This window comes from Agromyces sp. H17E-10, from assembly GCF_022919715.1.
Classification (GTDB): domain Bacteria; phylum Actinomycetota; class Actinomycetes; order Actinomycetales; family Microbacteriaceae; genus Agromyces.
Genome location: NZ_CP095042.1, coordinates 318,339 through 339,424, shown reverse-complemented (window position 1 = coordinate 339,424; position 21,086 = coordinate 318,339). Strand labels below are relative to the sequence as shown.

General features: G+C 71.9%; 19 protein-coding genes. 15 read left to right on the top strand and 4 right to left on the bottom strand.

Going from position 1 to position 21,086, the window contains the following annotated elements:
* Positions 1-19 precede the first annotated feature (19 nt).
* Both MUN74_RS01640 and MUN74_RS01635 read left to right on the top strand, forming a co-directional pair.
* Positions 20-610, top strand: a complete 591-nt coding sequence (locus MUN74_RS01640; protein WP_244854638.1) for a nucleoside/nucleotide kinase family protein — start codon at positions 20-22, stop codon at positions 608-610.
* A gap of 375 nt (positions 611-985) precedes the next feature.
* Positions 986-3,319 carry an InlB B-repeat-containing protein gene (locus tag MUN74_RS01635; RefSeq protein ID WP_244854637.1) on the top strand — a complete coding sequence of 778 codons (2,334 nt, stop codon included), beginning with the start codon at positions 986-988 and terminating at the stop codon, positions 3,317-3,319.
* A gap of 164 nt (positions 3,320-3,483) precedes the next feature.
* Here the strand turns inward: MUN74_RS01635 and MUN74_RS01630 are convergent, their stop codons facing one another.
* Positions 3,484-4,482, bottom strand: coding sequence for a ketopantoate reductase family protein (locus tag MUN74_RS01630; protein ID WP_244854636.1), 999 nt, complete (start codon positions 4,480-4,482; stop codon positions 3,484-3,486).
* Positions 4,483-4,523: 41 nt separating this feature from the next.
* Here MUN74_RS01630 and truB point away from each other — a divergent pair, with 41 nt between their 5' ends.
* From truB to MUN74_RS01600, 6 genes are read left to right on the top strand one after another with little or no spacing between them, the layout of a single operon-like run.
* Positions 4,524-5,510, top strand: coding sequence for a tRNA pseudouridine(55) synthase TruB (truB, locus tag MUN74_RS01625; protein ID WP_370647331.1), 987 nt, complete (start codon positions 4,524-4,526; stop codon positions 5,508-5,510).
* Complete coding sequence (locus MUN74_RS01620) at positions 5,507-5,875, top strand: hypothetical protein (protein ID WP_244854635.1); 369 nt, start codon at positions 5,507-5,509, stop codon at positions 5,873-5,875. The genes truB and MUN74_RS01620 overlap by 4 nt, the downstream gene beginning before the upstream one ends.
* A gap of 46 nt (positions 5,876-5,921) precedes the next feature.
* Positions 5,922-6,431: a hypothetical protein gene (locus tag MUN74_RS01615; protein ID WP_370647330.1), complete on the top strand. Its 510-nt coding sequence runs from the start codon at positions 5,922-5,924 to the stop codon at positions 6,429-6,431.
* Positions 6,428-7,360 (top strand): bifunctional riboflavin kinase/FAD synthetase, encoded by a 933-nt coding sequence (locus tag MUN74_RS01610; protein ID WP_244854634.1) that lies wholly within the window; start codon positions 6,428-6,430, stop codon positions 7,358-7,360. Before MUN74_RS01615 ends, MUN74_RS01610 begins: the two co-directional genes overlap by 4 nt.
* Positions 7,357-8,565 (top strand): MFS transporter, encoded by a 1,209-nt coding sequence (locus MUN74_RS01605; protein ID WP_244854633.1) that lies wholly within the window; start codon positions 7,357-7,359, stop codon positions 8,563-8,565. The genes MUN74_RS01610 and MUN74_RS01605 overlap by 4 nt, the downstream gene beginning before the upstream one ends.
* 59 nt (positions 8,566-8,624) lie before the next feature.
* Positions 8,625-9,038, top strand: coding sequence for a hypothetical protein (locus MUN74_RS01600; protein ID WP_244854632.1), 414 nt, complete (start codon positions 8,625-8,627; stop codon positions 9,036-9,038).
* A 49-nt stretch (positions 9,039-9,087) separates the two neighbouring features.
* On the opposite strand, the gene MUN74_RS01595 is transcribed toward MUN74_RS01600, so the two are convergent.
* Positions 9,088-10,020 carry an ROK family protein gene (locus MUN74_RS01595; RefSeq protein ID WP_244854631.1) on the bottom strand — a complete coding sequence of 311 codons (933 nt, stop codon included), beginning with the start codon at positions 10,018-10,020 and terminating at the stop codon, positions 9,088-9,090.
* Positions 10,021-10,138: 118 nt separating this feature from the next.
* Between MUN74_RS01595 and MUN74_RS01590 the strand changes: the two genes are divergently transcribed.
* From MUN74_RS01590 to MUN74_RS01570, 5 genes are all read left to right on the top strand, one after another.
* On the top strand, positions 10,139-11,083 hold the full coding sequence (locus MUN74_RS01590) for a sugar-binding transcriptional regulator (RefSeq protein WP_244854630.1): 945 nt from the start codon (positions 10,139-10,141) through the stop codon (positions 11,081-11,083).
* Positions 11,084-11,186: 103 nt separating this feature from the next.
* Complete coding sequence (gene deoC / locus MUN74_RS01585; protein WP_244854629.1) at positions 11,187-12,209, top strand: deoxyribose-phosphate aldolase; 1,023 nt, start codon at positions 11,187-11,189, stop codon at positions 12,207-12,209.
* A 54-nt stretch (positions 12,210-12,263) separates the two neighbouring features.
* On the top strand, positions 12,264-13,850 hold the full coding sequence (locus MUN74_RS01580; RefSeq protein ID WP_244854628.1) for an aldehyde dehydrogenase family protein: 1,587 nt from the start codon (positions 12,264-12,266) through the stop codon (positions 13,848-13,850).
* Entirely contained in the window at positions 13,847-14,707 is an 861-nt protein-coding gene (locus tag MUN74_RS01575; RefSeq protein ID WP_244854627.1) for an aldehyde dehydrogenase family protein, read from the top strand. Before MUN74_RS01580 ends, MUN74_RS01575 begins: the two co-directional genes overlap by 4 nt.
* 10 nt (positions 14,708-14,717) lie before the next feature.
* The gene (locus MUN74_RS01570) at positions 14,718-14,969 is read left to right on the top strand and encodes a hypothetical protein (protein ID WP_244854626.1); all 252 of its coding nucleotides are present in this window, start codon (positions 14,718-14,720) and stop codon (positions 14,967-14,969) included.
* Between the two features lie 239 nt (positions 14,970-15,208).
* On the opposite strand, the gene MUN74_RS01565 is transcribed toward MUN74_RS01570, so the two are convergent.
* Complete coding sequence (locus tag MUN74_RS01565; protein WP_244854625.1) at positions 15,209-16,609, bottom strand: HNH endonuclease signature motif containing protein; 1,401 nt, start codon at positions 16,607-16,609, stop codon at positions 15,209-15,211.
* 333 nt (positions 16,610-16,942) lie between these two features.
* On the opposite strand from MUN74_RS01565, the gene MUN74_RS01560 reads away from it, so the two are divergent.
* On the top strand, positions 16,943-17,923 hold the full coding sequence (locus MUN74_RS01560) for a glycerophosphodiester phosphodiesterase (protein ID WP_244854624.1): 981 nt from the start codon (positions 16,943-16,945) through the stop codon (positions 17,921-17,923).
* 170 nt (positions 17,924-18,093) lie between these two features.
* On the opposite strand, the gene MUN74_RS01555 is transcribed toward MUN74_RS01560, so the two are convergent.
* Entirely contained in the window at positions 18,094-18,369 is a 276-nt protein-coding gene (locus MUN74_RS01555; protein WP_244854623.1) for a metal-sensitive transcriptional regulator, read from the bottom strand.
* Positions 18,370-18,423: 54 nt separating this feature from the next.
* On the opposite strand from MUN74_RS01555, the gene MUN74_RS01550 reads away from it, so the two are divergent.
* Positions 18,424-21,018 carry a heavy metal translocating P-type ATPase gene (locus MUN74_RS01550; RefSeq protein ID WP_244854622.1) on the top strand — a complete coding sequence of 865 codons (2,595 nt, stop codon included), beginning with the start codon at positions 18,424-18,426 and terminating at the stop codon, positions 21,016-21,018.
* The last annotated feature ends 68 nt before the right edge of the window (positions 21,019-21,086 follow it).

Below are 21,086 nucleotides of genomic sequence, written 5' to 3'. Positions count from 1 at the left end.
CGGAGCTATGCTCGCTCGTATGCGGATCGTCACGACGCCCAGGATCGCGTTCCTCCGCGAGCTCGGATCCGAGATCGCGGGCCGATACGGACGAGGCCGCATGATCGTGGCCGTCGACGGGCCCGTGCAGAGCGGCAAGACCGCGCTCGCCGACGACCTCGGCGCCGTGCTCGAAGAGCGTGGCCTCTCGGTGTTCCGTGCTCGCATGGAGGGGTTCCACCGGTCGCGCGCCGCGCAGGACGCGTTCGGCGACGACACCGCCGAGCGGTACTACCGCTACGGCTTCGACGAGTCGGCGCTCAGGCGGGTGCTCGTCGAGCCGTTCCGCATGGGCGGCTCGACCGCGTTCGTGACGCGGGTGCTCGACCCGGCGCGCGATGCGTGGGTCGAGCCGAAGTGGATCAGCGGTCCCGCCGATGCGATCCTCGTGCTCGACGGACGCTTCGTGCTGCGCGAGCGTCTCGACGAGCTCTGGGACTACCGCATCGCGGTCGACGGCGAGCCCGTCGACGCGGCGGACCGGCTCGCGTACGCCGACCGCGACCCGCGCTCGGTCGCCGATGCGGTGGTCGACCTCGCCGACCCGGAACGGCCGGTCAGGCGCCGATAACGAGCCGCGGGCGGGCGCTGCGGCGTGTACCCCGTCCCAAGTACCCCTTCTTCGGGGGACATCTGTGCGAAACGGGTGCGTGAGGGCTGGCGTGTCCCCCTCTTTGCGGACATAATGAGGTGATTGCCCAAGCCCCCGGCAGGCAGCGAAACCCGACGCATTACCCGTACCACCCGAATCACCCGAACATCTCGCAGAGATCGACGCGATCACCCGGTCGCGTCGATCGTCGCTGCGCGATCGACCCGACCCGCGCGTATCCGACGCGCGTTCTCGGATCGATCGCGCAACGACCGCGCGCGCTTCGCCGCGCCACCGCGCGTTCGACCTCCGGTTTCGTCGCCCCCGCTGGGCCGAACCCAGGAGACAACCCGAATGAGCAAGCTCGGCGTCCATACGACGCACGATGCCCACGGCGACTTCCGCGCGCGGAAGCGCCTCAGTCAGAACCCGGTGCGCCGTCTCGCGGCGGCCGTCGCAGCCCTCGCGCTCGGCGCGGGCCTCGCACTCGTCGGCGTCGCGGCACCTGCCTCGGCGCACCACAACACGATCACGCCGTCGGTCGTCTGCGACACCGACGGCACGCCGTCGATCACGTGGACGGTGTCCAACTCCGAGAAGGACAAGGACGAGACGATCACCGCCTCGAGCAACCCCGGGGTCGTCCCCGTCGGGTCTGCGATCAAGAAGGGCAAGAGCGAGTCGTTCGTCCAGGCCGACGTCGAGCCGGGCACGTACTCGCTCCAGCTCAAGGCCCTCTGGAGCTCGAGCGGCGCGACGAGCACCGACTCGGGCAGCATCACCATCACCGACGAGCAGTGCGACAGCGTGCCCACCGTCAAGAAGATCACGTTCTGTCACGCCACCCACAGCGAGACCAACCCGTTCGTGAAGATCACCACCTCGGTCAACGCGTTCTTCCGCTCGGGTCACGACAAGCACCAGGACCTCGAGGACATCTACCCGACGTTCAGCTACGAGAAGCACGGCAAGACCTACACGGTCGAGGGACGCGGCGACCAGAGCCTCCTCGAGTACGAGGACTGCATCAAGCCCGCGCCCGAGGAGATCGAGGTCGAGGGCGTTCCCAGCCTGTTCGACGTGTGCGGTCCCGCCAACGAGCGCCTCACCCTCCCCGAGGACACGAAGTTCATCGACTGGAGCTCGACCCGCGACGGCAACGTGATCACGGTCACGGCGACCGCCAAGGCCGGCTACGTCTTCAAGCCCGGCTCGACGTTCAGCTGGACGTTCACGGTGAACGACGACGCCTGCCCGCCGGTCGTCGTGCCCGTCGGCGGCGAGCCGACCTTCGCCGACACCTGCGGCGTCGACAACGAGGAACTGAGCGTTCCGTCCGACACCGACTTCGTCGACTGGAACGACTCGCGCGCGGGTGACGTGATCACGGTCACGGCGACCGCCAAGGACGGCTACGCCTTCGAGCCCGGTGCGAAGACCGTGTGGACCTTCACGGTGAACGACGGCGACTGCATCATCGACGTGGTCGGCGTGCCGAGCTTCCAGGACACCTGCGGCCCGGAGAACGAGCAGCTCACCGTCCCGGAGGACACCGACTTCATCGACTGGAACGACTCGCGCACCGGCGACGTGATCACGGTCACCGCCACCGCGAAGGACGGCTATGCGTTCGCCGAGGGTGCGACGACCGAATGGAAGTTCGACGTCGACGACGAGGACTGCCTCATCGAGGTCGTCGGCGCCCCGACGTTCGAGGACGTCTGCGGCCCCGACAACGAGCGGCTCACCGTGCCGGAGGACACCGACACGATCGACTGGAACTCGACCGAGGAGAACGGCGTGATCACGGTCACGGCGACGGCGAAGGCCGGCTCGAAGTTCCCCGAGGGCGCGACGGTCACCTGGACCTACACGGTCGACGACAGCGACTGCGTCGTCGAGCTCGAGGGCGCCCCGACGTTCAGCGACGTCTGCGGCCCTGACAACGAGCAGCTGACCGTGCCGGCCGACACCGACACGATCGACTGGGCCCAGGCCGAGCAGGCCGGCATCATCACCGTCACCGCGACGGCGAAGCCCGGCTACACCTTCGAGCAGGGCGACGTCGTGACGTGGACCTACACGCTCGACGACGAGGCCTGCGCCGAGCCGAGCCTCGACGGCTCGGTCGCGACCGGCACCTGCATCGCCGATGCGCCGTGGATCTTCTACGACATCACCCTGACCGACCCCGACCAGCAGGCGACGAGCCACGACGCCTCGCTCGTGCTGAGCGACGGCACCAACACCGAGACGATCGCGCTCGGAACGATCGGCGACTCGGGCAAGCTCTCCGGCCACGTCCTGTGGCCCGGTGCGTCGGTCGATGACGAGGGCAACGCGAACGGTTGGCCGGGCTGGAAGCAGCTCGACGACGGCACCTGGGTCGAGACCGACGGCAACTTCGCCTGGACCCGTGCGCTCACGAGCGCCGAGCTCATCGTGAACCCCGAGCTGAAGGTCGCGCTGGCGTACCCGCCGGCCACGCCCGACTGCATCGCAGCGCCGCCCGTCGACCCGGAGAACCCCACCGAGCCGACCGATCCGGCCACCCCGGCCGCGTCGGGCAGCCAGGATCTCGCCGAGACCGGCTTCGCCGGCACTTCGATCGCCATCGCGGCGGGCGTGATCGTGCTCGCGGGCATCGCCTTCGTGGTGGTCGCGCGCCTGCGTCGCAAGAAGGCCTGAGGCCGTCGCGGCGCTGACGCAGCGCACTGAACGAAGGGGGTCCGGTTCGCCGGGCCCCCTTCGTCGCGTTCGCAGACGGCGGGCACCCCGGGCGGCACTCGCCGCTGCATCCCGATCGACCCGGCGCCTGAGTAGGACCAGCGGGACGGACGGGTGCTGCGGTGTCAGGCCGGCACGGCCGCGAGCACGCGCTCGTCGGACAGCGGGGTGCCGCCAGCCGCCTCCACCTCGTGCACGAGCGCGGTGATCGCCCGGCTGACCGGTGCGTCGAGTCCCGCCGCGGCCGCTTCGCGCACGACCGCGCCGTTGAGGAAGTCGATCTCGGTCGGCTGGCCGCGTCGCACGCTCTGCTGGGTCGAACCGAGGTTCGGCACGTTCCCCATCCGCACGCGCATGAGCCAGGGGAGCACCTGCCCGATCGCGAGCGGCAGCCGGGCGAAGAGTCGCAGGCGACGGTCGCCGAGTCCCTGCAGCGAGCCGAACCGCACCCCGCGGGCGATGCCGACGCGCACCGTCTCGCGCATCGACGCGGCGACGACGCGGCGGAGCCGACGGTCGTCGATCACGTCCTGCACGCTGCGCCCCACGATCGCGGGCACGGCGTTGACCATGTTCACGACGAGCTTCGTCCACTGCGCACCGCGGAAGCCCGGGATCGCCACGACCGGCACGGCGTCGGACAGGATGCGGGCGATGCGCACCGACTCGGCATCGGGTTCGCCGTCGCCGCGACCGAGATAGCTCGTCGCGGGCGTCGTGACCCGGACCACGCCCGGTTCGGTGTAGTTCGCGGCGATGATCGAGAGCAGGCCGACGCAGCGCGATCCGGGCAGCAACCGCTCCGCCGTCGCGACGCCGTCGAGGCCGTTCTGCACGACGACCACCGGCACGCCGTCGACGAGCGGGGCGTTCGCGTCGATCGCGGCCGCCGCATCCTGCGCCTTCGTGCACACGAGCACGAGGTCGGGTCGCACCGCGAGCGTTTCGCCGGCGGCGACGTGCGCGTGCGCTTCGCCGTACCCGCCGCTCAGCCGGATCCCGTGCTCGCGGATCGCCGCGAGGCCTCCGCCGCGGGCCGTCACCTCGACCTCGTGCCCCGCCCGCGTGAGCAGTGCCGCGAACGTGCCGCCGAGCGCGCCTGCGCCGATGATGCCGATCCTCACGGCATCCAGCGTAGGGCCGCGCGACTGTTAGCCTGTACGGCGTGAACAGCGGCATCCTCCTCGTCGACAAGCCGCAGGGAATCACGAGCCACGATGTCGTCGCGCGCATGCGCCGCCTCGCCGGCACCCGCAAGATCGGGCACGCGGGCACCCTCGATCCGATGGCCACGGGCCTGCTCGTGCTCGGCGTCGAGAGCGCCACCCGCCTGCTGCACTACCTCGTCGGCCTCGACAAGGAGTACTTCGCGACCGTACGGCTCGGCTTCGGCACCACGACCGACGACGCCGAGGGGGAGCCGGTGCCGCGGTCGTCAGAGGGCGACGACGCCGTCGCTGCGCTCGCCGGCGCGGCGGCTTCGGGCGACGACGCGGTGCTGCGCGAGGCCATGCGTGCGTTCACGGGCGAGATCGACCAGGTGCCGAGCTCGGTGAGCGCGGTCAAGATCGACGGCAAACGGGCCTACCAGCGCGTTCGCGACGGCGAGACCGTCGAGATCACGCCGCGCCGGGTCACCGTCTCTGCTTACGAACTGCTCGCGATACGGCCGGGCGACGAGGGATGCCTCGACCTCGACGTCCGCGTCGAGTGCTCGTCGGGCACCTACGTGCGGGCGCTCGCGCGCGACCTCGGCGCGTCGCTCGGCACCGCCGCCCACCTGACCGCGCTCCGCCGCAGCCGCATCGGCCGGTTCGGCGTCGACGAGGCGGGTGAGCTCGACGGCTTCGACGTCGGTGCGCGGCTGATCGCGCCGGCCGACGCCGCCCGTCGCACGCTGCCCGTCATCGAGGTCACCGAGGCCGAGGCCGTCGATCTCGGCCATGGCAAGCGCATCGCGGCGGGCGACGCACGCCCCGTGGCATCCACGCCCGCCGAAGCCGGCGACGATGCGGATGCCGCAGCCCGCGACCGCCCCGGCGCCGACGCGGTCGCCGCGATCGCCCCGGGCGACCGGCTCGTCGCGATCGTCGAGCGCAAGGGCTCGCAGTGGAAGGTCGTCACCGGATTCCCGCAGGAGGAGCGAGCATGATCGAGTGGTTCACCTGGGTGCAGCTGGCCGTCGCGGTCGCAGCCGGACTGCTCTGCCTCGTGCTCGGGCTCGCCGGACGGAAGCCCAGCGACCTGACGCTCGGCTCGGTGGTCGTCGTCGAGGTGCTGCTGATCGTGCAGGTCGTGGTCGCGATCGTCGCGCCCGCCGTCGGCAACGTCCCCACCGGGAGCGGGCTCGAGTTCTGGGTGTACCTCGTCGCCGCCGCACTCGTGCCGCCCGCCGCCGCCTTCTGGGCGCTGCTCGAACCCAACCGCTGGTCGACCGTCGTACTCGGCGTCGCCGCCCTCGCGGTCGCGGTCATGGTGTACCGCATGTACCAGATCTGGACCGTGCAGGGCGCCTGAGCGCCGGTACGCCCGCCGCCCGAAGCGTCTGAGAGAATCGAACGTCATGGAACGACTGCAGAGCGCCCCCGCATCGACCCGAGAAGCCGGTGCCCGACCGGCCCGCATGAGCGGCATCGGGCGTGTGCTCGTCGCGGTGTACGGCGTGCTCGCGCTGGCCGCGCTCGGCCGGTCGTTCGTGCAGATCGTCTCGAAGTTCGACGAGGCGCCGCTCGCCTATGCGCTGTCGGCCCTTGCCGCCGCGGTGTACGTCGTCGCCACGATCGCGCTCGTGCGACCCGGTCGTGCTTGGTACCGCGTCGCCTGGGTGACGCTCGTCTTCGAGCTCACGGGCGTGCTCGTCATCGGCACCCTCAGCGTCATCGACCCGGCGCTCTTCCCGCACGACACCGTGTGGTCGTGGTTCGGCCGGGGGTACCTGTTCATCCCGCTCGTGCTGCCCGTGCTCGGCATGTGGTGGCTGGCGAAGCATCGCCCGGCCGGTGACGCGGGCGACGCCGATGGCGCCGACGCGGCCGATGGTGCCGGGGTGGCGCGCGAGGCGGGCGCCGAGTGAAGACGTACAAGGGACTCGAGGCGGTGCCGAACGGCTACGGGCCGTCGGCCGTCACGATCGGCAAGTTCGACGGCGTGCACCGCGGTCATCGCGAGATCATCTCCCGCCTGCGCGGCCTCGCCGAGTCCGACGGCCTCACGACCACGGTGGTCACGTTCGACCGCAACCCGCTCGCACTGCTCGCGCCCGACAAGTGCCCCGAATCGCTCGTCAGCAATCGGCAGAAGCTCGAGCTGCTCGCGACGACGGGCATCGACGCCACCGTGCTGCTGCCGTTCGACCGCGCCCTCGCGTCGGTTCCCGCGACCGAGTTCGTCGAGCGGGTGCTCGTCGACACGCTGCACGCGAAGGCTGTGCTCGTCGGCCGTGACTTCCGGTACGGCGCACGCGGTGCGGGCGACGTCGCACTCCTCGCCGACCTCGGCGCCACGTTCGGCTTCACGGTCGAGGTCGTCGACGACGTCGCCCCCGAGGGGGAGCGACGTGTCTCCTCGAGCTGGGTGCGCGAACTCCTCGCCGACGGCGACGTACGGCACGCGACCGAACTGCTCGGGCACACGCCGACCGTGTCGGGCCTCGTCGTGCACGGTGCGGCCCGTGGGCGCGAGCTCGGGTTCCCGACGGCGAACCTCTCGCCCGAGTCCGAGGGGCTGATCCCCTCGGACGGCGTGTATGCGGGCTGGTTGACCGACGCCGGCACCCGGTACCCCGCGGCGATCTCGGTCGGCGACAACCCGACCTTCGAGGGCGTGCCCAAGAAGCAGGTCGAGGCCTACGTGCTCGATCGCGAGCTCGACCTGTACGACCACGTCGTCGACGTCGAGTTCGTCGATCGCATCCGCGGCATGGTCGCGTTCACGACGATTCCCGCCCTCATCGACACCATCCGCGACGACGTCGAGCGCACCCGCGTCATCCTCGGCCTGTGACGAGCGGCACGCGGCCGCTGTGGGCCGGTCGGGCGCTCGCGCTCGTCGGCATCGCGCTCGTCGCGTTCAACCTGCGCACTGGCGTCGCCTCGCTGTCGCCGATCATCTCGCGCGTCGAGCACGACATCGCGCTCGACCCCGCGGTCGTCGGTCTCGTCGGCATGCTGCCGCCGTTGTGCTTCGCCGCGTTCGGCATCGCGACGCCGCCGCTCGCGAAGCGGTTCGGCCTCGAGCCGCTCCTCGTCGGCGCGCTGCTCGCGCTCACGGCGGGGCTCGCTTGGCGGGGCCTCGCCGACTCGGCACTCGCCCTCGTCGCGGCGGGGGTCGTGATCTTCGCGACGACCGGCATCGGCAACGTGCTGCTGCCACCGCTCGTGAAGCGGTACTTCCCCGACCGGATCGGCCTCGTGACGACGATCTACGTGACGGCGATGTCGATCAGCACGTTCATCCCGCCGCTCGTCGCGGTCCCGGTCGCGGATGCCGCAGGCTGGCGCGTCTCGATCGGCGCGTGGGCGTTCGTGGCGGTCGTCTCGGTGATCCCGTGGATCGCGCTGCTCGTGCACCCGAAGCGCGGCGCCGGCGTCGAACTGCCCGAGGAGCCGGCGTCGGGCGGCGTCAGGCGGATGCTGCGCTCCTCGGTCGCCTGGTCGCTCGCCGTGATCTTCATCGTGAGCTCGTTCAACGCCTATTCGGCCTTCGCCTGGCTGCCGCGGGTGCTCGTCGACATCGCCGGGGTCTCGCCCGCCCAGGCCGGCGCCCTGCTCTCGCTGTACGCGGCGATGGGACTGCCGGCGGGAATCCTCGTGCCGATCGTCGCCGCCCGGTACGGCCGGGTGCGACTGCTCGTCGCGGTCTCGATGACGGCGTTCGTGCTCGGCTACCTCGGGCTGCTGTTCGTGCCGGAGACGGCGACCTGGCTCTGGGTGGCGCTCGCCGGCATCGGCCCGCTCATGTTCCCGCTCGCGCTCGTGCTCATCAACCTGCGCTCGCGCACGCATGCCGGGGCGGTCGCGCTCTCGGGCTTCGTGCAGTCCGTCGGGTACCTCGTCGCCGCGGCCGGTCCACTCGTCGTCGGCTTCGTGCACGCCGCGACGGGCGGTTGGACGGTGCCGATCCTGATCCTGCTGGCGTCGATCGTGCCGGGTGCGATCGCGGGCGTCGTCGCGGCCCGGCCGCGCTACGTCGAGGATCACACCGCCTGACGTACCCCGCGGACGGGGGACTCCCGAGGCCGGACCTGCGCCGCTATCATCCGGATGCCATGGAGCTCCTGACACTCGCCGCCGAGGCGGCCGGCCCCGCGAAGTCGCCGAACCTGTGGGGCGCGCTGGGCTGCGCGCTGGCCTATTCGGGGGCGTTGTTCGCGACGATCGACGCGTTCGCCGACCTGCTGCTCGCGCGCGGAGACACCCTCGGCGGTCGGCTGAGCCCCGCACTGCGGCTGAAGGCCGGTTCGAAGGTCGCCGCCGCGGGCATCACGGTCGTCTCGGCGGGCGTCGTGCTCGCGCTCGACGCGAACTGGTTCGCGTTCACGACGCTCACGATCGCGTTCGTCGTGCTCGTCGGACTCGCAGCGCTCGTGCTCGTGCGCCAGCGCGCGCACGCGCGCATCCTCGCCGCCGAGTTCGTCCCGGTCGGCGGAGGTCAGCAGACACCGCGGGTCGACGGCGCCTGACCGGATCGGGTCGGGCCGCGGGAGCCCGAGGTGCCGGTCGAGTCCGAGATCAGACGACGAGATCGGGGCGGTGCACGAGTGCGGCCGCGCCGATGAGCGGACCCTCGTCGGAGAGGCCCGACGGCACGATCTCGACACGGGTCGCGAACGAGAACGCCGTGCGTTCGGCGACCGCGGCGCGCGCGTGGTCGAACAGCACGGGGGAGACCCGCGAGAACCCGCCGCCGATCGCGACGAGATCGAGGTCGAGCAGGTTGGTCGCCGAGGCGATGGCCTGGCCGATCGCGCGGCCCGAGCGTTCGACGGCGGCGATCGCGATCGCGTCGCCGGCCGCGTGAGCGCGGGCGAGATCTTCGCCGGTGGTGCCCTCGAACCCCTGCGCGCGGGCCCAGGCCACGGTGCGGGGGCCGGAGGCGATCGCCTCGAGGCAACCCCGACCGCCGCACGAGCAGCGGTCGTCGAAGCCGCCGACCTCGATGTGGCCGATGTGTCCGCCGTTGCCGGTCGGGCTCGCGACGGCGCGCCCGCCGATGACGATGCCGCCGCCGACGCCCGTGGAGACGACCATGCCGAGCAGGTTCTCGGCGTCCCGGCCGGCGCCGATCCAGTGCTCGGCGAGGGCGATGCAGAGGCCGTCGATGCGAAGGGTGACAGGAACGCCCGGGGCGGCCTCGACGAGGAGGTCGCGCAGCGGGTGCTCGCGCCAGGCGGGGACGTTGAGCGGCGAGACGCGGCCGGTCGCGACGTCGATGGGGCCGGCCGATCCCGCGCCGACGCCGATCAGCTCAGCGTCCGCCGGAAGGGCGGCCAGCGCGGCGGTCGCGACCGCGCGCACGGCCTCGTCGAGCTCGTCGGCCGAGGCGGTCGGCCCGGTGGGGCGGCGGTGGCGGGAGTCGGGCACGAGTCGGCCGAGCTCGTCGACGAGGGCGGCTTCGACCTTGGTACCGCCGAAGTCGACGGCGAGCGCGAGGGGCGTGGGCATTGCACCAGCATAGGCGCGCAGCATCCGCGGCCTGAATGCTCATATGAGCAGGAATGCCCGCGAGTGTTGCCGACGCGCATCGCGCTGCCTACGCTGGAGGCGAGGCGGACGGAGGCGCATGGACGAGATCGACGAACTCCTCTCGATCAGGGCGGCCGAGCTCTACTACGAGGAGAACAAGACGCAAGACGAGATCGGGCAGGCGCTGAACCTCACCCGGTGGAAGGTCGGTCGTCTCCTCGCGCAGGCGAAGCATCGCGGGTTCATCCGCATCGAGATCGTGCACCCGCGCGCCCGGCGACTGCCGATCGAGCGTCGGTTGCGCGACGAGCGCGGCCTCGACGACGCGATCGTCGTGTCGTCGGCCGGCGTCGCGTCGTTCGAAGAGCTGCAGGCGCGCACCGCGCAGGCGGCCGCCGACTACCTCACGGCCCTCCGTCCGGTGCCGCGCACCCTCGGCGTGAGCTGGGGACGCACGCTCTTCGAGATCTCGCAGCACCTGCGCAACGGCTGGGCGACCGGCGTGAACGTCGTGCAGATCAACGGCGGCGTCAGCCTCAATCGCCGGGCGGGCACCGCTGCGGCGACGGCCGTCTCGATCGCACAGAAGGGCGGCGGCCAGGCCACCCTGCTGCCGAGCCCTGCGATCCTCGAACGACTCGAGACGAAAGAGGCGATCGAGTCCGACCGCGTCGTCGCCGGCGTCATCGAGCTCGCCCGCTCAGCCGACGCGTACCTCTTCAGCGCCGGCGCGGCCGACCACAACTCGGTGCACGTCGAGAGCGGCTACCTCTCGCCGACCGACGTCGACCTGCTCGTCGCCAAGGGGGCGGTCGGCGATGTGGTGGGCCGCTACATCGACTCCGACGGCAACATCGTCGACCCGGCGCTCGACGCGCGCACGGTCGGGCTCACGCTCGACGAGTTGCGCGCGGCCCGGCTCGCGGTCGCCGTCGTGGCCGGCCCGACCAAGCACGCGGTCGCCGATGCGGTCGTGCGCAGCGGCCTCTGCTCGGTGCTCGTCACCGACGAGGCGACCGCCCTCCACCTCCTCGACGGCTGACGTCGTCGTGCGTCCCGCGGCCCATGTCCTCGGCCAGGCCGCTCCTGAAACTCGAAACCCGCAGCACCCAGCTCGCAACTCGCAACGAAAGCCAGGTCACCCCATGTCAGCACCGGTCAACACCGGCACCGCGCTCGTCACCGCGCGCGAGCGTGCGCTCGCCGTGCTCGGCGGCGAACCCGACGACCAGACCCTCGGCCGCTACCTCCACGGCATCCCGGGCGTCGACGCCGTCGGCCTCGAACAGCGCGCGGCCGGGCTCGGCACGCGCTCGATCAAGACCACCTCGAAGCGCTGGGCGCTCGACAAGATCATCGCCCTCATCGACCTCACGACGCTCGAGGGTGCCGACACCCCCGGCAAGGTGCGCTCGCTCGTCGCCAAGGCGATGAACCCCGACCCCGCCGACCCCTCGGTGCCCCGCGTCGCCGCCGTGTGCGTCTACGGCGACATGGTGCCGTTCGCGATCGATGCCCTCGGCGCCGCGCACGGCGACCCAGACGACGGCCTCATCTCGGTCGCCGCGGTCGCGACCGCGTTCCCCTCGGGCCGCTCCTCGCTCGAGATCAAGCTCGCCGACACCGCCGAAGCGGTCGCGGCGGGTGCCGACGAGATCGACATGGTGATCGACCGCGGCGCGTTCCTCGCAGGCCGCTACGGCGAGGTGTTCGACCAGATCGCCGCCGTGAAGGAGGCGTGTCGTCGCGCCGACGGCACGAGCGCGAGCCTCAAGGTCATCCTCGAGACCGGCGAGCTCGTGACCTACGACAACGTGCGCCGGGCCTCGTGGCTCGCGATCCTCGCGGGCGGCGACTTCATCAAGACCTCGACCGGCAAGGTGCAGCCCGCGGCCACGCTGCCGGTGACGCTCCTCATGCTCGAGGTCGTGCGCGACTGGTACCGGCTCACCGGCCACCGGGTGGGCGTGAAGCCCGCGGGCGGCATCCGCTCGTCGAAGGACGCGATCAAGTACCTCGTCACGGTCGCCGAGACCGTCGGCGAGGAGTGGCTCGTGCCCCACCTGTTCCGCTTCGGCGCGTCGAGCCTCCTCAACGACGTGCTGCTGCAGCGGCAGAAGATGACGACCGGGCACTACTCGGGCGCCGACTACGTGACGATCGACTGACCGGATCTCGAAACGGCCCTGGCGGGCCCACTCGATCACCGAAAGAGACTGAACATGAGCTTCCTCGATTACGCGCCGGCCCCAGAGTCGCGCGCCATCCTCAACCTCCGCGACAGCTACGGGCTCTTCATCGACGGCCGGTTCGTCGATGGTCGCGGCACCCCGTTCCAGACCATCTCGCCCTCGAGCGAGGAGCGCATCGCGATGATCGCGAACGCGAACGAGGCCGACATCGACGACGCGGTCGCCGCCGCCCGTCGGGCGTACGACCGCGTGTGGTCGAAGATGAGCGGCCGCGACCGCGGCAAGTACCTCTTCCGCATCGCCCGCCTCGTGCAGGAGCGCGCCCGCGAGCTCGCCGTCGCCGAGTCGCTCGACAACGGCAAGCCGATCAAGGAGTCGCGCGACGTCGATGTGCCGCTCGTCGCCGCGTGGTTCTTCTACTACGCGGGCTGGGCGGACAAGCTCGACCATGCCGGCCTCGGCGCCGACCCGCGCTCGCTCGGCGTCGCCGCACAGGTCATCCCGTGGAACTTCCCGCTGCTCATGCTCGCGTGGAAGATCGCGCCCGCGCTCGCCGCGGGCAACACGGTCGTGCTGAAGCCCGCAGAGACGACGCCGCTCACGGCGCTCATCTTCGCCGAGATCCTGCAGCAGGCCGACCTGCCCCCGGGCGTCGTGAACATCGTCACGGGCGCGGGCGACACCGGTGCGGCGCTCGTCGCCCACGAGGGCGTCGACAAGGTCGCCTTCACGGGTTCGACCGCGGTCGGTCGGGCGATCGCGAAGCAGATCGCGGGCACCGACAAGCGCGCGACCCTCGAGCTCGGCGGCAAGGCCGCGAACATCGTCTTCGACGACGCGCCGATCGACCAGGCGATCGAGGGCATCGTCAACGGCATCTTCTTCAACCAGGGTCACGTGTGCTGCGCCGGCAGCCGACTGCTCGTGCAGGAGAACATCCACGACGAGGTCGTCGAGCGGCTGAAGACCCGCCTCTCGATCCTCCGCCTCGGCGACCCGCTCGACAAGAACACCGACATCGGCGCGATCAACTCGCGCGAGCAGCTCGACCGCATTCGCATGCTGAGCGACGCAGGTGTCGAAGAGGGTGCCGAGCGCTGGAGCGCGCCGTGCGAGATCCCCGAGAACGGCTTCTGGTACGCGCCGACGATCTTCACGAACGTGCAGACGTCGAGCCGCATCGCCCGCGAGGAGATCTTCGGCCCGGTGCTGTCGGTGCTCACCTTCCGCACGCCGCAGGAGGCGATCGCGAAGGCGAACAACACCCCGTACGGCCTGTCCGCCGGCATCTGGACCGACAAGGGCAGCCGCATCCTCGCCGTCGCCGACCAGCTGCGCGCGGGCGTGATCTGGGCGAACACGTTCAACCGGTTCGACCCGAGCTCGCCGTTCGGCGGCTACAAGGAGTCGGGCTACGGCCGGGAGGGCGGCCGCCACGGCCTCGCCGCGTACCTGTCGCCGGCACCCATCGGGCGCTCGGCCGCGCAGGTCACGGCCGGTCGTTCGGGCGCGCAGCGCCCCATCGAGGCCGCGGATGCCTCGGCCGGGGCATCCGCGTCGAAGCCGAAGGCGCGCACCCGACGAGCGGGCGCCGCGAAGAAGGGAGCCGCGAAGTGAGCCGCCTCGCCGTGCCGAAGACGTACAAGCTCTACATCGGCGGCGCGTTCCCGCGCAGCGAGTCGGGGCGCACCTACGAGGTCGTCGCCGCCGACGGCAGCTTCCTCGCGAACGCCGCGAAGGCCTCGCGCAAGGACGCACGCGACGCGGTCGTCGCCGCACGGGCCGGGGTGTCCGGCTGGGCCGGTGCGACCGCGTACAACCGCGGCCAGGTGCTTTACCGCATCGCCGAGGTGCTCGAAGGGCGTCGTGCGCAGTTCGTCGCCGAGATCGAGGAGTCCGAGGGCGTCTCGCGCGCCGTCGCGACTGCCCAGGTCGACGAGGCGATCGATCGCTGGGTCTGGTACGCGGGCTGGGCCGACAAGTTCGCCCAGGTCGCGGGCAACGCGAACCCGGTCGCCGGGCCGTACTTCAACATCTCGGTGCCCGAGCCGAGCGGGGTCATCGCGATCATCGCTCCGCAGGACTCGTCGCTCGTCGGCTTCGTGTCGGCGCTTGCGCCGGCGCTCGTCGCCGGCAACTCGGTCGTGATCGTCGCGAGCGAGCGATACCCGCGGTCGGCGATCTCGCTCGCCGAGGTGCTCGCCACGAGCGACGTGCCGAAGGGCGTCGTGAACGTGCTCACCGGTTCGCCCGCCGAGATCGCCCCGTGGCTCGCGAGCCACGCCGACGTCAACGCGATCGACCTGGTCGGTGCGGGCGCGCTCGACTGGGTCTCGCTCGAGATCGACGCGGCCGACACGCTCAAGCGCGTGCTGCGTCCCGAGAACGGCCCCGACGCTGCGGCGCCCGCGCTCGGCCGCATCACCGCGTTCACCGAGACGAAGACGGTCTGGCACACGAAGAGCCTGCGGTAGGCGCCGGCCGATGTCAGGTCGCAACGGCGCGTCCGACGAGCGAGGGCGTCTCGTCGCCGATCCGTTCGAGTACCGCGTCGCGAAAGACGGCGCGGTGCTCGTCTCGCGCGGCGGACGCGTCGTGACGACCGTCGGCGGTTCGGCCGCCGCGCGACTCGTCGCGGGCCTCTCGCGTGCCGAGGCGGACCGCGACGAGCTCGCGGCACAGCATCTGCTCGCCCGGGTGACCGGCAACTACCGGCGCGGCAACGAGCGGCGGTGACCGGAGTGTCGAGGGCGTCGATGTCGTTGCGCCGACTCGCCGGTCGCACGTGGGCGTCGGCCGCCGGCGCGGTGGCGATCCTGCTGACGACTCCGCTGCTGAGCGGTTGCGTCGAGAGCGCGTCGTGCGTACCTCGAGGCGGCCGAAGGCGCATCGGGCACGTGGCGGACCATCACCGCTCTGCAAGGGGCGGTGCCGCTGCGGGCGGCGGCTGCGCGCTCGCCGACGGGGGCCACCGTCTACCCGGTACTTCGTTCTCGTTCTCGTTCGTCGGCGAGTCGTGTCGGTGAGGTGGTCGATCTTCGCCAGGTGCCGGTCGGGTCGAGCCAGTGGGGTGCTCTTACCTCGGGGACGCCGTGTCGCATGCGGATGGTCCAGCCGGAGGTGTCGATGGTGCGGTGGTGGAACCAGCAGAGCAGGACCCCGTTGTCGGTGTGGGTGGCGCCGTCGTCGCGGTCGGGGATGACGTGGTGGATCTCGGCCCAGGCGGCGGGGATGGTGCAGCCGGGGATGACGCAGTTGCCGTCGCGGAGCGTGATCGCGCGGCGTTGGTGCGGCGTGAAGCATCGTTCAGGTGAGCCGAGTCGGATGATGCGACTCGCGTCGTCGAAGACGACGGTCTGGACGCCGCCAGTGCACATCATGTGCCGGGCAGCGCGGAGCGAGATCGGCGCATCGACGCCGTCGGCGTGGGCTGCGCCGTGTCCGGTGGCGAGGTCGGCGCTGCGCACGCTGACGAGCACGGTCGGCGCGGCGCCGCCGATCGAGGGGTGTTCTCCGGAGCGGGCGGCGGTGTCGATGATCGCGGCGAGCACGTCGTGGCGTTGCTGGGCGGGCGTACGCGTCTCGGCTTGGGTCGCGAGATCTTCGCGTTCGGCATCGGTGAGGAAGCCGCCGCCCGCGCGGGGTGCGAGGTGCGCGTCGAAGAGGCGGCGGAGTTTGGCGGCGACCTCGGGCATGAGTTCGCCGGTGAGGGTGATGAGGCCGTCGCGGGTGCGGCCGAGGCGGAGGCCGCGTTTGCGCATGGCGCGTTCGTCGTCGGGTTCGGGGCAGTCTTGGTCGAGGTAGAGGGCCCAGGCGCGGGCTTGGACGGTGAGTTCGTCGGCGGTGCACCGGACGGGTGCGGCGTCGCCGTGGCCCTGCGCGGCGTCGACGAGTTCACGTTCGGCGATGTCGAGCTTCACGGGGTCGGCGACGGGTCGCGTGCGGCCGAGCTCGCGGACGACCATCGCAGCGGCGTCGAGCCCGACCGCACCCGCGGCGAGTGCGGAGGCGATGTGCGGGTACTCGGGCGGCAACGTCTCACCGGTGTGGCCGACTCTCGGTCGGGTGGCTTGGCCGACGGCGACTCGGCGTCGGGCTTCGGCCCCGGATACCTGAGTGACGCGTTCGAGCAGTTCGGCGGCTGACCGGCAGCCCTTCGTCGCGGAGAGTCGTTCGGCGCCGTGGTTGCGGTCGCTGCGTTCGGCGATCTCGCCCGCGAACCGGGCCCGCCCGGCATCGACCAGCCGGCCGAAGCGTTCGAGCGCGGCGGTCGCGAGGAGCAGGTCGTCATCGCGAAGCGCTGCGGGCCGGGTTGCGGCGAAGGCGTCGGCGAGCAGTACCTCGAGGTGTTCGAGTGCTGCCGCCAGGTCTGCCATGAACCCATTCCAGCACCACCCACCGACGTTCCGGTCCGGCCGAAACGCGCCGTTGACCAGCGATTTTCTGGCGACTCGTCCTCCACAAGCCGACCCCAAGCCGAGTTGTCCACAGGCGGGTTTCGAAACGTCGCTGCGCTCCTCCTCGACCCGCGGCCGGCCGGGTTCGAGGCGTCGCTGCGCTCCTCCTCAACCCGCGAGCGGTCGTCGCCCGTGGCATCCGCGTCGATGCCGGCCGGTTCCCCGAAAAATGGTAACGAAACGATAACGCCGGTGCTAAGGTTTCCTGCACCGGCGCGCGACGGAGCGCGATCGGTGGAAAGGCCCGAACCCGTGACGCACGCCTCGCGTGCGGTCGCCCCGACGACCGCACGTCGGCGGCCGAGTGCCGCCGCACCCGCGACCCCCGCCCGATTCCGACCCCTTGCCGTGTTCGCCCGCCCGCCCCGACGTGCGGTTCGAGCCACCCTCGCCGCGATCGCCGTCGCCCTCGTCGCGACCGTGCTGTTCATCGCGCAGACGCCGCCCACGGTCTACGCGATCGACGTGTTCGGCGCCCTTCGCGCACCCGGTGAGCCGGCTTTCACCGTCGGACACCGCGGCGATCGCGCGACGGCCCCCGAGAACACGATGCCCTCGCTCGAGCTCGCGATGGACGAGCTCGAGTTCGTCGAGACCGACGTGCAGCTCACCCGCGACGGGGTGCCGGTGCTCTTCCATGACGCGACGCTCGAGCGCGTCGCCGGCGTCGATCGCAGCGTCGACGAACTCGATCTCGACGAGCTCGAGCGGCTCGACGTCGGTGCCTGGTATGCGCCGGAGTACGCGGGCGAGAGGGTCCCGACCCTCGAGCGCTTCCTGACGGCGCTCGCCCGGCGGGACGATGCGCGCGCCCTCATCGAGCTGAAAGCCGACTGGACGCCCGAGGAGGCGCGCCTCGTGACCGATCTCGTCGAGCGGCACGGGCTTCGCGGCAGGGTCGTGTTCCAGAGCTTCAGCATCGAGACGCTGACCTCGCTGCAGGCGGTCGCACCGACCCTGCCGCGCATCATGCTCATCCGCGAGCTGCCGGCGGACCCGGTGCCGATGGCCGAGCGATTCGGGCTCATCGGGTTCGCGACGACCGTCGACTCGGTGACGGCCGTGCCCGGTGCCCTCGAACGCGCGCACGACGCCGGCATCGCGGTGCTCTGCTACACCCTCAACGAGCTCGAGCACTGGGAGACCGTCAACGCGCTCGGCGTCGACGGCATCATCACCGACGAGCCGAGCGAGCTCGACGCCTGGCTCGCGGAGACCGCGCCCGGCACCTGATCGGCGCGGCGGGCGGGGCCGGCGGTACAGGCGTGGCGGGGCAGTCGTCCGGTGCGAACGCGCGGCTACGAGCGGCGATGCAGCCGCGAGCGCGACGGTCGGGCACGATCCACGGCGAAGCCGTGCGCGCGACCGAGGTGTTCGCGGCCGACGGGGGAGCCGAGGCCCGATCAGCCGCGGTTGGACAGCTCGAAGATGCGGACGAGCTCGGCGACAGCCGCCTCGCGCTCGTCGCCGCCGGCCTCGTACTGGTGGGTGACGTGCGTGCGCAGGTGGTTCTCGACGAGCAGCTTGTTGAGCGAACCGAGCGACTTCTGCACGGCGAGCGAGAGCGTGATGATGTCGACGCAGTAGTCGTCGTTCTCGATCATCTTCTCGATGCCGCGCAGCTGGCCCTCGATGATGCGTGTGCGGTGCAGGGCGCGCTTCTTGATGTCCTCGATCACGAGTACAGGATACCGCGTTTGCGCCTGATACCCCTAGGGGGTATATTCGTCGTCATGACCACGCTCGACGACGCCCCGCTGCAGACGATCGACCTCGACATCGAGGGCATGACGTGTGCGAGCTGCGTGGGGCGGGTCGAGAAGCGACTCGGCCGGCTCGACGGCGTCGAGGCGGCGGTCAACCTCGCCACCGAACGGGCGCGCGTGCGCTTCCCCTCGACGACCTCGATCGACGCGCTCGTCGATGCCGTACGCCAGGCCGGCTACACGGCCACCCCGGTCGAACGCGGGCGGGATGCCGCGGCGCCGGCGCCGCGCGCGGGGGAGCAGTCGTTCGCCGCCGCGAGCACGAGCACGTCCTCGGCCGCGCCGCCGCAACGCGTCGAGCTCGGTCTCCCGGTCGTCGGCACGCCGACGCGACCCGCCGAGCCCCACGGCGCAGGCGTCGGCGCGTCGGCCGACGGTGCAGACGATCGGCCGCGCGCCACGACCGACTCGTCGGTACCGGTACCGGCACCGGCCGTCAGCCATGCGCCTCGGCGCACGACCCCGGCGCCCGCGAGCAGCGCCCGCCCCGCGGCATCCCGCACCGACGACCCGTTGCGCACCCGACTCATCGTCTCGGCCGTGCTCACGGTGCCGGTCGTCGCGATCGCGATGATCCCGGCGCTGCAGTTCACGTACTGGCAGTGGCTGTCGCTCGCGCTCGCCGCGCCGGTCGTGGTGTGGGGCGGCTGGCCGTTCCACCGGGCGGCGTGGGTGAACCTGCGACACGGCTCGCTCACGATGGACACCCTGGTCTCGCTCGGCACGCTGACGGCGTTCGCCTGGTCGCTCTGGGCGCTGTTCTTCGGTGACGCGGGCATGGCGGGCATGACGCACGAGTGGACGTTCGGCGTGCGTGGCACCCCCGGCGGCGACGTGTACCTCGAGGTCGCGGCGGGCGTCATCACGATCATCCTGCTCGGGCGGTACATCGAGGCGCGCTCGAAGCGCCGGGCCGGCAAGGCCCTGCGTACGCTCCTCGAGCTGGCGCCACGCGAGGTGACCGTCGTGCGCGGCACGGCAGCCGCGACGCCCGACGGCGCCGGCGCACCGGTCGGCGCATCGGCCGGCGCAGCGTCCGACGCGGTCGGCGCACGCACTGGCGCGCTCGTCGAGACGCGCGTCCCGATCGCCGAGCTCCACCCGGGCGACCGGTTCGTCGTGCGCCCCGGCGAACGCATCGCCGCCGACGGCACGGTCGTCGACGGGGCCGCGAGCGTCGACGAGTCCATGCTCACGGGCGAGCCGGCCCCCGTCGACGTCGCCGCCGGCAGCGAGGTCACCGCCGCGACGATCGTGCACGGCGGCAGCCTGGTGGTCGAGGCGAAGCGGGTCGGCGCCGACACCCGTCTCGCGCAGATCGCGCGCCTCGTCGAGGACGCGCAGCTCGGCAAGTCGAAGGCGCAGCGCCTCGCCGACCGCATCTCGGCCGTGTTCGTGCCGATCGTGATCGCGATCGCGCTCGGCACCGCGATCGTCTGGGTCGCGACCGGCAGCCCAGTCGAGCAGGCGATCACCGCAGCCGTCGCAGTGCTCGTGATCGCGTGCCCGTGCGCGCTCGGACTCGCGACGCCGATGGCGATCCTCGTCGGCACGGGGCGCGGCGCCGAACGCGGCATCCTCATCACCGGTCCCGAGACCCTCGACCGCATCGCGGGCATCGACACGATCCTGCTCGACAAGACCGGCACCCTCACCACGGGGCGCATGCGCCTCGGCGCAGTCGTCACGCCCGGCGCGGGCACGAGCGAGACCGCGGATGCCGCAGCCCACGCCGCACTCGCCGTCGCCGCCGCGCTCGAGGGCCGTTCGGAGCACCCGATCGCCCGGGCCGTCGTCGCAGGCGCGGCGGAGCGCGGCGCGACGGTGCCCGAGGTACGCGACTTCCGGGCCCACGCCGGGCTCGGGGTGACCGGTGTCGTCGACGGGGTGGCGGCGGCGGTCGGTCGTCCGGCCTTCCTCGAGGAGCTCGGCCTCCGGCTTCCCGACGACCTCGCCCGGCGCATCGCCGACTCCGACGCGACCGCGGTCGCCGTCGGCTGGGGCGGCGAGGTGCGCGCGGTGCTCGAGGTGGGCGACACCGTCCGCCCCGGTGCCCGCGAGGCGATCGGGCGCCTGCGCGGCCAGGGGCTCGTGCCCGTGCTCGTCACGGGCGACGCCGAGCGGCCCGCCCGCCGGGTCGCCGCGGAGCTCGGCATCGACGAGGTGCACGCCGGCACGAGCCCCGAGGGCAAGCTCGCCGTCGTCACCGGCCTGCAGTCGGCCGGGCACAAGACCGCGATGGTCGGCGACGGCGTCAACGATGCGGCCGCGCTCGCCGCATCCGACCTCGGCATCGCCATGGGCGGCGGCACGGATGCCGCGGCGAGCGCGAGCGACCTCGCGCTCACGCGCGACGAGCCGGGTGCGATCCCCGATGCGATCTCGCTCGCGCGCGCCACGCTCGGCACGATCCGCGGCAACCTGTTCTGGGCGTTCGCATACAACGTCGCGGCGATCCCGCTCGCGGCGGCCGGGTTCCTCAACCCGATGATCGCGGGTGCGGCGATGGCGTTCTCGAGCGTGTTCGTCGTGCTCAACAGTCTGCGACTGCGCCGGGCCTGATCCGCCCGCGCGTGGCCGATCCGTACGCCGCGTTCTGGGGGTCACCCCGAGCGCGGCGTCCGGCTACC